This window comes from Bacillus sp. AFS059628, assembly GCF_002571225.1.
Classification (GTDB): domain Bacteria; phylum Bacillota; class Bacilli; order Bacillales; family Bacillaceae_G; genus Bacillus_A.
This window is the reverse complement of the sequence record NZ_NVEC01000001.1, coordinates 94843-110017: the sequence shown is the minus strand read 5'-3', so window position 1 is coordinate 110017 and position 15175 is coordinate 94843. Positions and strand designations below refer to the sequence as shown.

Annotated in this window: 1 protein-coding gene; it reads right to left on the bottom strand. The window is 37.5% G+C overall.

Translation table 11 applies throughout. The annotated features are described in order from the left end of the window. Positions 1 to 51: 51 nt before the first annotated feature. Entirely contained in the window at positions 52 to 15084 is a 15033-nt protein-coding gene (locus COL05_RS00575; protein WP_098667218.1) for a beta strand repeat-containing protein, read from the bottom strand. Positions 15085 to 15175 lie beyond the last annotated feature (91 nt).

The window sequence follows — 15175 nt, the reverse complement described above, 5'->3', positions numbered from 1 at the left end:
AAAGAGATTGTAATTTGGTTTCAACCAAATTACAATCTCTTTTTGTTTCATTTAATCCCACCAAATCCAAGTCCAAAGGTAATTTCGTACATTTCGAGGAGTAATACGTATGAAGCGTTTCCCGTCAAAGAAGCAATTAAAATTTGGAAGTGTTTCATCTGGATTTTCTGGAACGAAGGTGACCATATTTTCGTTACTCGTAACGGTTACTGTAATTGGTGGGTCGGTAGGCGAGACTTGAAGTTGTAACGAAATATTAGTTGTATTTTTAAATTCATTATTAACAGGTGGACTTATTACTTGTACTGTGAATAACACGATAATTGTTTCGTTCGGTTCCAAATTAGTAGCAACTAGGAAACCGATATTCGGATTCGCTAGTGGAGAACGTTCGTCATTAATAAAAACCGTACCGTTCATAAATTGTAAACCTGCTGGAATGGTATCTTGTAACGAAATATTTGAAAGTGAAATATCAGAAGTATTCGTAATACGCACCGTATAATCAAAATATTGGTTTAAATAAGCTGAGCTGACGGAAGCGTTTTTTACTACTGTCGCAGTTATAAATTGTACTGGTATACGAACGATATTTGAATTAACTATAAAAGTAATAATTGGGTCCTGTGGTGTCAATTGGAAGGCAGCTGTGACGGAAGCGGAATTGATAATGGTACTGTTTGAAGGGATAGACGTGACGAGAACTTTAAAGGTTATCGTTGCTACTGAGCCAGCAGATAAAGTGCCGATATTAATACCAGTATCTGGACGGACATTTGGAACCGGGGTTCCGTTAATGGTTACGCTATTTTCTATAAATGTTGTACTAGCTGGAATTATATCTAGGACAGAGGTACTAATTGTAGGAATTGGTGAATGATTTATCACTTCTAATGTGAAAGTTATGGTGTCGCCTGACGCCACAATAGATTTATCGGCTGTTTTTTCAATGCTAACCATCGGGTCAACTACAGTTGTTGTAACGACATTTGTTTGCTTTGTAATTGTAATAGGTGGTTCATTTGGATCAATGGTAACAGTATAGGAAACAGAAGCATCGTTATTAATTGCTGGTTGAAGAGTTGAAGGAGATATTGTTACTTGGAAAGTAATGATAGTAGATTCATTAGGAGCAAGGTTTCCTAATGTAATACCATTTTCAGGATTTGCATTAGGTTGATTGATTCCGTTAACTGTAACGCTGTCCGTAACGAAGGTTGTATCTGCTGGTGCGGTGTCTATAGCAAGAAGATCTTCAATCGTGACATTACCGCTATTCGTAATTGTAATTGTATATGTTAAAGTTTGACCAGGTAAGGCAAGCGTTACATCAGCAGACTTAATAGCAAAAACATTATCATTTTGGACAGTAGTTGTAACAGTATTTGTTATAGTTGTATTCGTAACAGGTACGTTATTTGGATTGACTATATAGTTAAAGGTAGTGGTTGCTTGGTTGGTAAGTTCATTTAGTGTTGGAATAGAGGTTACAGTTACTTGGAATGAAGCAATAGCATTTCCACCAACAGTTATAGGACCAATTGGTATGCCACTTACTGGATTAACTCCCGGAAGAGTTTCGCCGTTTACAATGACACTATTTTCTATAAACGTAGTACCTTGAGGAATCATATCTTGAATAACTACATCATTTGCTGCAATATTACCAGTTTGATTGAGTGTAATCGTATACGTTAACGTGTCACCAACCGTTGCAAATGCAAGGTCAACAGCTTTATTACTATTCAAATTTGCGTGATTAATTGTTGTTACGGCAGCTGATGAAATAATAGTTTCGGTAATAGGTGGTCGATTCGGTACAGTGTATTGGTATTCAATTGTACTCGTATTAGAGATTGGATTTGTTTGCGGAATGGAAGTAACTCGTACTTGGAATAGAATAGTTGCTGTTGTATTAGGCGGAATGTTATCAATTTGTATTCCGTTAAGTGGATTGTCATTTGGACGGGTGTTTCCATTTACAATAACACTATTTTCTATAAAGCTCGTATTCGCTGGAATGATATCTGTAACAATAATATTTTCTACTTGTATATTCCCGTTGTTTGTAATGGAAATTGTGTAAGGAATAATCGTTTGTAGGTCAGCATATTGGATAGGCGTTGTTTTTGCTGCAATTACATTAGCAGAAATAACTTCAGTGAAGGTAATATTACTAGTTGATATTTGTTGCTCGCCATTAATTGTATAACGAGAAGTAGCTTGGTTTTGGATACGACTGTTAGCTGGAAGAGATACCACAGTAACGGAAAACGTGACTGGGATAGAAGTGTTAGGAGCAATCGTTCCTACAAGTATGCCAGTACTTGGATTTGCGTTAAGCTGAGGGATATTATTTACTAAAACGCTACCATCTATAAAGGCTGTTCCATCAGGAATATTGTCTGTAAATAAAACAGCAGTAGCATCTGTATTCCCTGTATTCGTTAAAGTTGTTGTATAAGTTAAATTGTCTCCAATTGCTGCAGAGGTCAAATCAACAGTTTTAAGTGAAACAATATCAGCGTCATTAATTTGAACAAAAGTAGTATTAGAAGTAGTAGATTTTTGAATAGGTGCAAAGTCAGGGTTGAAAATAAAGTCGTAAACGATGTTTGCAGTATTAGGTGTTGGGTTTACAGCAGGTAAATTCGTAACGGAAACTTGGAATGTTATTGTTGTTGATTGACCTGAAGTAATATTAGGAATGGAAAAACCGATATTTGGATCTGCTGCAGGAAGTACAGTGTTGTTAACTGTTACACTTCCCGGAATAAATACGGTTCCATCTTCTATGATATCTGTAAAAAAGATGGAGTTAGTTGTGGTGGATCCGTTATTTTGAATGAGTACTGTATATTCAATGGTTTCATCAATATTTGCTAATACTGTATTAGCGGATTTTGTAGCGATAAGAATGGCATCAATAAATTGTATATTTGTAGTATTGGAAGATGTCGTTTCTGAAATTGGTGGTAAGCTTGGGTCTGGCTGATACTCATAGTGGATGACGGCGATATTATTAATGTTATTTTGAGAAGGTGTAGAGACTACATTTACTTGGAATGTAACGATAATTGTATTGTTTGGAAGGATAATATCAAGGGTGATTCCGGTAATTGGATTTTCGTTAGGCCTTGGTATGCCATCTACAAGAATGCTATTTGGAACGAATGTGGTGCCAGCAGCAATTGCGTCAATGAGGAGAGTATTTGTAATAGGTACTGTACCAGCGTTTGTAACTGCGATTGTATATGTGATGATTTGACCGATACGTGTAATAGATCTGTTAGCGGATTTAATTGCACTAACATTTGCCGTCCGCACTTCAGTATTTACTGCATTTGATAACGATCTGCGCTGAATAATAGGAGAACTAGGGTCGATTTGGTATTCATACGAAGTGTCTGAAATGTTAATGACTGTGTTGCCCTCTGGTATACTTATAAGTTGTACTTGGAATGAAATAGTGACTGTTTCATCTGGTTGTATCGTGCCAAGAGTTACTCCATTTTCAGGGTTCGCACCAGGCTGAATTACATTATTTATTGACAAGCTATCTTCAATGAATATAGTACCTTCTGGTATGTTGTCAATGAACATCGTATTGTTAGCTGGAACAGTTCCTATATTTTGTAGTGTATTTGTGTAAGTGATATTTTGCCCGATGGCAACGAAAGTAACATCCGCCTGTTTAACAGAAATAATATTTGCATTTTGAAGTGATGTTGTTACGATATTAGAATTTGCAGTGCGATTCACTGGTGGAGCTGTAGGAATACTTACATATTGGTAATTTACAGATGATTGATTTACAATTTCGGTTTCAGTTGGTGGATTATTTGTTTGTACTTGAAATAGTATTGTTTTGGAACTGTTTGGTGGAATCGTTCCAATTGGTATTCCGTTTTCTGGACTTACACCAGGCTGAATTACACCGTTAATTGTGACACTGTCTGGAACGAATGTAGTCCCAGCTGGAATAGCATCTGTAAAAGTAATATTTATTGCGTCAACATTGCCGATATTTTTTACTTCAGAAATATAAAGTATAGTTCCACCAATATCTACAGTTATTGGATTGGACGTTTTTGTAACTGTTAATTGTGCTAGCACGAAATTTGTAATGACAATATTACTTGTAGATGTTTCAGTAATGGGCGGTTGTCCTGGGTCTGGTTGAATTGTATATATTGTATTAGATTGATTTGTAATCGATTGTTGTGAGAAAGGATCGTTAATAAGAATTTGGAATGAAATAAGGTGAGTAGCGTTTGCTGATAGGTTAGGCAAAGTAACACCTGCATTCGGATTTGCACCAAGTATAGCTGTTCCGTTAAGTGTAAAACTATTTTCTACGAATGTAGTTCCTTCTGGAATCGTATCGGAAAATATGAGATTCGTAGCTGGAATATTTCCGGTATTTTCTAGCGTTATCGTATAGGTTAAAATATCACCTGTTGTTGCTTGTTGTGCATTAACTGCTTTTAAAGAAAGAACATTCGCATCCGAAATTTGTGTGAAAGCTGGATTAGACGTAATGGTTCGAGAGATGATAGGAGCAGTTGGATCGGCGATAAAAGTATAGTCAATACGAGCTATATTAGAAATTGGGTTCACGCTTGGAATGGATTGAACGATAACTTGGAATGTGACGATGACGATTTCTGAAGGTGTAATAGCGTTCAAGGAGATCCCTACGTTTGGGTCAGCACCTGGAGCTGAAACACCATTAATGGTTACGCTATTTGGAATAAATGCAGTTCCTTCTGGGACTAAATCTGTTAAAGTAACTGTATTTGCAGTAGTATTTCCGTTATTTTGAACGACTACTGTGTAAGTGATTATACCGTCAGTAGATTGTACGAGAGAATCTGTACTTTTAATCGCGGATAACGATGCATCAACGACAGCTGTAGTAACCGTATTAGATGAGGATGTTGCTGTAACTGGTGGTTGACTTGGATTGACGATATACGTGTAACTTGTAATAGCTTGATTGATAATTGCTCCTTGCGGTGGAATAGAACTTGCAAGAAATTGGAACGTAATAGTAGCAGAATCACCTGGTGCGATAATACCAACTGGAATGCCGAGAGTTGGACTTGCATCTGGAAGTGAAATCCCGTTAAGCGTGACACTATTGGGAACAAATAATGCCCCTTCAGGAACTCCGTTAATGAGTAATACAGAATTTGCAGGGAAGTTTCCAGTATTCGTTAATGTTGCTGTATACGTAATGATATCTAAGGTAGATACGATTGTACGATTTGCTTCTAAAATAGTTATAACAGTCGCGTTATTAATTTGTGTGGAAGCACTATTAGAGTTTATTGTGCCTGTAACAGGAGGAGAAGCCGGACTAACTATAAATTCGTATTGAATAGATGCAACGTTTGTAATTGGGTTCGAAGGTGGAGTAGATGTAACTATGACTTGGAACGTAACGGTTAAGGAACTACCGGTGTTCACGGTTCCGATATTCACTCCGTTATTTGGATTTGCACCTGGAAGGGTACTTCCATTTACAGTAAAACTATTTTCCACAAAAGTTGTTCCTGCTGGAACCAGGTCTGAGAAATTTACATTCGTAGCGTTTGTATTGCCGCTATTTTGAATTAAAACTGTATAAGTGATTGTATCGTCAATATTCGCAAAGGCAGTATTAACAGTTTTTACAGCTGAAAGGATTGCTGAATTAATAGAAGTAACGAAAACGTTCGTTTCCACATTTCCAGGCTGAGCCTGTAATGCATTTCCTACGTTATATTGGAAGTTTACAAATCCTAAGTTTTGGAGTTCAGGAGTGAATGTTGTTGGGTTACTTACAATTTGAACTTGGAATACAATTGTTACAGTTTGATTTGGAATGATCGTATTTATGCCAATACCGTCAATGATAGAAGCGGATGGTAATGGAGTGCCATCAACAATAACTGATCCTGCAACAAATTGTGTCCACGATGGTATCGGGTCTGAGAAAATAACGTTATTAGCAGGGATATTTCCTGTATTCGTAATCGTAGTTGTATACGTAATCGTATCACCAATCGTTGCAAAAGCTTTATCTCCAATTTTAGTGGTAGCTAAAATAGCACTTTCAATTGTTGTTGTAACACTATTTGAAGTAATGTTTTTTGGAACTGGAGGATTAGCTGGATTGACGATATGTTGGAAACTAACGCTAGCTTGATTAGTAATTGGATTTATAGGCGGAATTTCATCGGCATTAATATGAAATGCTACGATGACAGATTGGTTTGGCGCGATATCTCCAATTGGAACGCCTGTAATTAGGTCTGCATTTGAGATGGTAGTTCCGTTAAGTGTAAAACTATTCGGTTCAAAGGAAGTTCCGTCTGGAATCAAATCGGTAAAAGTAACATTCGTCGCACTAGCATTTCCGCTATTTGTAATCGTAATAGAATAGACAATATCTTGCCCAATATCTACTGTTGCTACATTTGAATTTTTTTTGGCAGTAAGAATAGCGCTATTAATCTGTGTTGTCGTTGTATTAGATTGGTTGGAAGTTGTAATAGGTGTTTGGCTAGGATCAACGACATAACGGTAAGTGGTAAGAGCTGAATTAGAAATAGGATTGTTGCTTGGTAGGGTTGAAACAATGGCTTGGAATGTGACAATTGATGTGCTTCCACCATTAATTGAACCGATATTTACACCAGTAGATAAATCAGCGTTTGGAATAGTTTGCCCATTAACTGTGAAACTGTTTGGAACGAAATTTAAATTGCTATCGAGTACATCGATAACGGTAACATCAGTTGCAGCCACATTCCCTGTATTAGCAAGGTTAAGTGTAAATGTTATTGTATTACCGATATCCGCAAAAGTAAGATTAGCTGTTTTTGTACTATTAATAGTTGCATTGTTTATTTGAAGAAGCGTCGTGTTAGAATTAGCTGTATTTGAAACGGGAGGGTTAACAGGATCAACAGTAAACTCATATGTCGTTGATGCTGTATTTGGTGCCGGATTAATAGGTGGGATGCTGTTCACCGTGACTTGAAATACGATACTATATATTTCATTGGGTGGAAGTGTTGCAAGCGATACACCTGTATTTGGATTCGCGTCAGGTTGTAAAACACCATCAACAGTTAATGTGTTAGGAACAAATGTGAGTCCACTCGGTAATACATCCGTGAATACAATATTAGTCGCATCCGTATTTCCTATATTCGAAATAGAAGTAGTATAAAAAGCAGTTTGCCCGATATCTGCAAAGGATGTATTTTCGTTTTTCGTCATAGATAATATAGCTTCTTTAATTTGTGTTGAAACAGGATTACTAATTGAAGTTTCTGGATCAGGCGGTGAGACTAATTGATATGATGTCGATGAGAAATTTACAATTGGGTTTTCGGTTGGTAATGATGTTACAGTAACTTGGAACGCAACAGTTACCGTATTCCCAGCCGTTATAGTCCCGATATTTACACCATTGGATGGATCCGCACCAATTTGGGGAATTCCATTAATAGAAAATGTGTTTGTAAGAAATGTAGTTCCGCTCGGCATTGTATCTGAGAAAATAACATTTTGTGCGGATGAGTTTCCATTGTTTGTTAAAGTGACAGTATAGGTGAGTGTGTCTCCGATATGGCTAAATAATTTATCAACCTGCTTTGATGAAAGAATGGTAGCTGTATTAATGGTAGTAAACACTGTATTTGAAGAAGCGGTTCGTGAAACAATGGGTGCATTTGGATCAGCAATAAATGTGTAAGACGCACTAGCGGAATTGGCAATAGGATTTTGGATTGGTGTAGAAGTAGCGGTAACTTGAAATGCTATAGATATTGAGCTGTTAGGGGCAATTGATCCGATTGTTATCCCTGTATTAGGATTGAGTCCGATTTGTGTACTGCCATTGATTGTGACACTATTCGGAACGAACGTTGTACCATCTGGTATAAGATCAGTGAAAGTAATATTCGTTGCATTTGTATTGCCGTTATTCGTTAAAATGGTTGTATAGGTAATGGTATCACCTAGCGTTACAAGTGTTTGATCGACTGATTTTACCATCGTTATTATAGCATCTAGTACGGGGTTTGTAACAATATTCGTTGAAGTAGAAGTAGTAACAGGAGTTCCGTTTGGATCAACAGTATAAGAATATAAAATTGTGTCATTATCCATAATCGAACTTGAAGGGGGCACAGAAATAACATTTACTTGGAAAGTAACAGTTACTGTTTCACCAGGAGCGATATTTGGTATAGTTACTCCGAGTGCTGGTCGTGCACCAAGTTGCTGAACACCATTGATTGTGACTGAATTTGGTATAAAGGTAGTGTTAGATGGAATAGCGCTTGTGAAAGTAATATTCGTTGCGGGTGTGTTTCCTGTATTTGTAATCGCAGTTGTATACGTAATCGTATCTCCGACAGAAATAATAGATTTATCGGCACTTTTTGTGGTAGCTAATATTGCGCTGTTTATTGTCGTAGTAACGGTATTAGATGAAGCTGTTTGAGTGATAAGTGGTTGACTCGGATCGACAATATGCTGAAATTGTACAGAACTAGAATTAGAGATTGGATTTATACTTGGAATGTTTGTTACAAGTGCGTTTATCGTAATCGTAGCTGTACTACCGGGATTTATATTTCCAATCTGAATTCCGGTAGCTGGGTTTCCGATTTGCAGCGAACCAGAATCATTTACAAGAGTGCCAGATATAAATGTTGTTCCTTCAGGTAAAATATCCGTGAAAATTATATTTTGTGAAGTGACATTTCCAGGGTTACTTAATGAAACTGTATAAGAAAGTGTATCCCCAATTGTTGCGAAAGGTTTATTTACAGATTTAACGAGTGTGATTTCCCCGACATTTATTTGTGTCGAAACAGAATTAGATGTCGTGCTTCGTGAAACAAGTGGTAAATTAGGTGCTGTCATAAATTGATAATTAACAGAAGCGCCGTTTACAACTGGGGAGTTTGGTCCTCCAGGTCCGATTGTAAAAATAGGATTTGGGATACTAACTACTTGCACGCGGAAGGTAACGTTTATAAAATCTCCTGCAATAATATCCCCAATTTGTATCCCGTTTGCTGGATTTACCCCAGGTAATAAAACCCCACCTACTCGAACGCTATCTTCTATAAATACTGTATTATTTGGAATTGGATCAGTAAAAATGATATTCGTAGCAGTTGTGTTCCCGATATTTTCTAATAAAACTGTATATGTTAAAAATGAATTTCCAGGTGTGATGTCAGAATATAGTCGATCCACGCTTTTCGTTGATTGGATGATTGCTTCGTTAATTTGCACTAAAGTTGGATTACTTGTAGCTGTTTCTGTCACTGGTGGCTTGGTAGGATCCACAATGATAGAATATGTCGTGCTAGATTGATTCAAAGTTGGATTTGTAGTTGGTATTGAGCCAACAATCGCTTGAAAACTAATTGTTGTCGTTCCTCCAACCGGAATTGCGTCTAAAGAAATCCCGTTATCTGGTCTAAATCCAAGTTGCGGGATAGTATTAATTTGTACACTATCAGGCACGAATGAAAGTTCAATTGGTAATATATCGGTAAAAACGGGTGTGTTAGCAGTAGTATTTCCGTTATTAGTGAGCGTAGTTGTATACGTAATTGTATCTCCAACAGCGGCAAAGGCACTGCTTGCAGTTTTCGTTGCGATAACGGAAGCCGAATTTACTTGCGTAAAAGTTGTATTGGATTGAACTGTTCGTGAAACAGGCGGTTCATTTATATCTACAATAAAACTATATTGAAGTGATGATTGGTTTGGAATTGGATTAGGGTTTGGGAGCGTTGTAATGTTTACTTGAAAACTGAGTGTAATCGATGCATTTGTATTCAAGTTACCAATATTGATACCGTTTTGTGGATTTGCATTCGGGACGGTTACCCCGTTTATTTTAAAGCTATTTGGGACAAAGGCAGTACCATTTGGAATTGTATCTGTAAAAATAATGTTATTAGCAGTAGTATTTCCTGTGTTTCTAACAGATGAAGTGAATGTAATCGTATCACCAATTGTAGCGAAAGTTGTACTAGCATTTTTATTTATTACTAGAGTAGCATCAATAATCGGTGTAACTGTTGTGTTTGTAACGGTACTACCAACAGCTGGTGTTTCAGTTGGATTCACTGCATATTCGTAGTTTACAAGAGCATTATTCGTTAAAGTGCCACTAGGTGGAATAGCGAGGATTTTCACTTGGAATGTAATAAAAGTAGTGCCTCCTTGTGAAATATCGTCTAAATGAATACCTAAGGAAGGATCTAATCCGGGTTGGGAAACGTTATTTATCGTAACGGAATTTGGGATGAAGGATGCACCAGGTCCAAGTCCATCTGTTAAAACTGTAGCACTGGCAGGGATATTTCCTGTGTTTGTAACTGCAATCGTATAGGTAACGATATCCCCAATTGTAGCATTCGGTGTATTCACTGACTTCGTAGCGACAATAGTAGCATTGTTAATTTGAGTTGTTATTACGTTACTTAACGCATTGGAAGATACTGGAGGTAAGTTAGGATTTACGACATATTGGTAAGCGGTATTACTTTGATTAGGGATTGGATTCGGATTCGGGATGGAATTTACTTGTACTTGGAACGAAATTATTGTATTTGTATTCGGATTTATCGGATCAATTGCTATACCATTAGCAGGGTTTACATTAGAGAGTGTAGTACCATTTACTGTTACACTATTTGGAATAAAAGAAGTCCCGCTTGGAATAGCATCTGTAAATACTATATTTGATGCAATTGTGTTCCCATTATTCGTTAAAGTAGTCGTGTACGTAATAATATCATTTATGTTACCAAACTGTTTATCTGCAGATTTTGTAGCGACAATCGAGGCGTTATTAATAGCTGTTTGTACAGTGTTAGAAGTAATCATCTGCATGACGGCTGGTTTAGATGGGTCATATGTGTATTGGAAAGTAGTGCTCGATTGATTTGTAATTGGATTTACCGCAGGAATAGTTGGTACAAAAACTTGGAATGAAACAGTACGTGACGAATTCGCTCCTATCGTACCAATAAGAATGCCGTTAGCGGGATTTGCATTAGCTATAGGGACACCGTTAATCGTTACAGTATTAGGAATGAAGTTGGTCCCAGCTGGAATAATATCTGTAAACGTTACATTAGAGGCAGGGATATTGCCACTATTTGTTAAAATCGTTGCATACGTTATGACATCACCAATATCAGCGAAATTTGTGCTCGTTAGTTTCGTAGCAACAATATTAGCAGTATTAATTTGTGTCGATACGATATTGCTAGTAGCATTTCTCACAACAGCAGGTAAATTTGGATCTGCGATAAAGCTATATTGAAGTGCAGCGCTGTTTTGAACTGGATTTTGTGAAGGTAAACTATTTGCACTAATTTGGAAAACAATTGTTGTAATGCCACCAGCTGGAATCGTACCAACTTGAAGGCCGGCACTTGGATCTGCACCTAGCTGTAAAGCACCGCCTATAAAAATACTATTTGGTACAAGAGTCGTACCAGGAGGGAGTATGTCGGTAACAACTACATTATTCGCTGGAGTATTCCCAGGGTTAGCCAACGCAATTGTATATGTGATTGGTTGCCCAACATCAGCAATAGTTAAATCTACCTGTTTGACAATAACGACATTTGCTAAGTTGATTTGTGTACTTACAGTGTTACTTAAAGAGGTTTCTATCGTTGGTGGATCTCCTGGATTCAAAATAAAACTATACTGTGTACTAGATGAATTTATTGTTGGATTTTGTGTTGGGAAAGAGGTGACAGTTACTTGATAAGAGACAGTAAGTGAGCCGTTAGCAGGAATAGAAGGTAACGGAACACCGACATTTGGATCGGCGTTACTTTGGAGGACACCATTAATAAGGAAAGTGTTTGGGATAAAGGTAGTACCGTCTGGATTCGTATCAACGAAAGTAGGACCATCAGCGGAAACACTCCCTGCATTCGCCAAAGTAACGGTATAAGTTAATATATCCCCTACGGTAGCGAACGCTCGATCCACTGCTTTGGTTGAAATGACATTTGCATCGTTTACTTGAGTAAATGTAGTGGTGGAAGTAGTGTTCTTATTTACAGGTGAAGCGTTTGGATCAATGATAAAGTTATAGGAAATGGAGGCATTATTCGAAATAGGATTTGGGTTTGGGATGCTAGTTATTAATACTTGGAATGAAGCTGTAATTGTAGTATTCGCATTGATACTACCAATATTAATGCTAGCTGGTGTAGCACCCGGCTGAGTAACACCGTTAACTATGACACTGTTTGGTACAAAGGAAGTGCCATTCGCAATTGAATCGGATAGTACTACATTGTTCGCCGCAACATTTCCAGTGTTTGTAAGAGCGAAGGTATAAGTTAAAACATCTCCAACTTCTGCAAATGTTTTATCTACAGACTTAGTAGCCTGAAGGTTTGCTAGTCTAATTGTTGATGTAACAGAATTAGAATTTGCTGTTTTTGAAGTTGGTGGCACACTTGGATTTACAGTATATAGGTAAGAAGTGAATGCATTATTAATGATAGGATTTTGGGCGGTAATATTGATGACTGTTACTTGGAAAGAAAGAGTAAAAGTAGCTCCGCTAGGAATTGTTCCGATAGGTAAAGCAACGAGAGAATCTACATTTTGCAAAACTCCGTTTAGTGTTACAGTACCAGGAGTCAATATCGTTCCATTTGGAAGTGGATCTGTTAGTTGTACGTTAGTTGCAGCTGTATTTCCACTGTTTGTAATAAGAATTGTATAACTGATTGTTTCACCAATTGTAGCAAATTGTTTATTTGTTGATTTTGTTACTGTTAAATTTGCATTGTTAATTTGAGTTGAAACGAGATTAGAAGAAATGTTTTTTGTAACGGGAGATTGGCTAGGATTGACAGTGTACTGATAAGAAGCGCTTGATCCATTAGATACGGTATTTGACGCTGGAATGGTATTTACTACTACTTGAAATGAAACATTTTTTGTTGTGCCAGTTGGAATAGATCCTATATTCACACCAGTAGTAGGATTTGCTCCAACTTGTGTCGTTCCATCTATTGTTAAACTGTTGAGAACAAAAGTTGTTCCAGTAGGAATGACATCCGTAAAAATAACGTTATTCGCATTCGTATTACCTGTACCTGTAAAGGAAACAGTGTACGTTAGTGTATCACCAATATCTGCAAAATTTTTATCTACCGCTTTCGTCATTGTGACAGTAGCATTATTCACTTGAGTGGATACGGTATTAGTTATATCAGTCCCGCTTACTGCGGGTTGATTTGGCACAGGAATATATTGATAAGTTGTTGTACCACTATTTAATATTGGATTTGTTTGCGGGATAGAAGGAACGAGTACTTGAAATGAAACAGTAGTCGTAGAATTAGCAGCAATAGATCCAATTGCTATACCAGTAGCGGGATTTGCGCCAGCTTGCGTAACTCCGTTAACAGTTACACTTCCTGGAATGAAAGTAGTCCCGCTAGGAATCGGATCCTTATACATAACGTTCGTTGCCGCAATATTTCCTATATTAGCTAAGGCAATATTGTAAGTTAACGTTTCTCCAATATCGGTAAAGAGTTTGTTAACTGATTTTGTACCATTAATATCTGCAAGATTAATTTGTGTTCCAGCAGAGTTACTTGTTGCAAGACCGTTAAAAGTCGTTCCACCGGCAATTGGTGTATATTGAAATGTAATATTTGCGGTGTTAGAAATCGGATTTTGATTCGGGAGAGAAACGACAGTTGCTTGGAAAGTTACTGTACGAGAAGCACTGTTATTAATTGTTCCAAGAGATATACCAGCAGCCGGGTTTGCATTTGTTTGTGGTACGTTATCTACCGTTACAGTGCCAGGTATAAAGGAAGTGCCGTTAGGAAGACTGTCTATAAAAATAACGTTATTGGCGGGGAGGAGCCCGGTATTAGGGATAGTAACGGTATAAGTGAGAACATCTCCAATTGCTGCGATGCTTTTATTCACGCTTTTCGTTGCTTGTATGTTAGGCGAGTTTATATTAATTTGTAATCCGACTGTATTTAACATATATGCATCTCCGTTAGTTGTTAAACGGATTGCGGCGGACACTTGAGAATTTGTTAAATAAGGAGAAATATCAATAGAAGTAATGTCCCAACCTTGCCTCCCTGCAGATATATTTGTACCTGTAGAAGCACTTTGATTTCGTGTTCCAAATGTCCCGGTTGTATCTAAATTTCCAGCCGCATTATTCACTTGAGAACCGAAGAAATTATTTACAGCATTATTTGGCCCAGATAAAGCATTTAATGAACTGAAATTTGGTCCAAATAATGCTTGATCCCCGGTTAAATCAGCGTCTCCTTCGGTAGAACTTAAAAACAATCTCCCGCTTACAGGTCCTCCTGAAGGTGTTAAAAATCCTGAAACAGATACATCGGCACTACCAGTTTCTGCAGAAACACGGTTACCAGCTACGTAAATTGTTAAATTTCTTGCAGGTAAGGAACCATTTTGATATGCGACGATAAGTGTCCATCCAGCCGAGTTAATTGATCCATTAGAAGCATCTAAAGGATCAACAAGTCCAGGTACAGATCCTGTAGTATAGGAGCCAGACCCTCCTGCTTGAATAAGAGTCGTTACGTCTGCTGAACGAGTGTAAAATCCAAATGTAATAGAGTTTGAAACGAATGTTTGATTAGAAGCTGTAACAGCTGAAGGAGTAATTGAGTATGTTGACACAGGTGTTGTAAAAGAAACTGGGTTTCCTAATACGCTCGTAATGTTTTGATCACGAGATAAATAGTTTCCACCCCAAACGAGTTCTGCGTAAAGAATGGTACTACCAGCAGGGATATTTAAAAGAGCGGTAGAACTATTTTGTGTATAGTTTAACGTTGTCCCAGCAGGAAAAGAAGTTACTTGTAAAGCGGTATTCGTAGTTGCGAATGCACCAATTGCCCCGATTGTCCCAGCACGGTTTTGATTACTAATTTTACTTAAGCCTAAAGTATTTCCAGTAATTGCGAGTGCGCCGTTAGTGGTGGTAGAAAATCGATTCGTAATGGGCATGTTGTCACCTCATTTCCAATATAGTCTTGGTCAAAATAGGATATGTGTGTGACAAATAAAGGGAAACATGTACAAGTTGATTTGATAATAA

What these genes read in the sequence shown, in the direction of transcription:
- COL05_RS00575 (WP_098667218.1), bottom strand. Translation starts at nt 15,084, where the DNA reads ATGCCCATTACGAATCGATTTTCTACCACCACTAACGGCGCACTCGCA.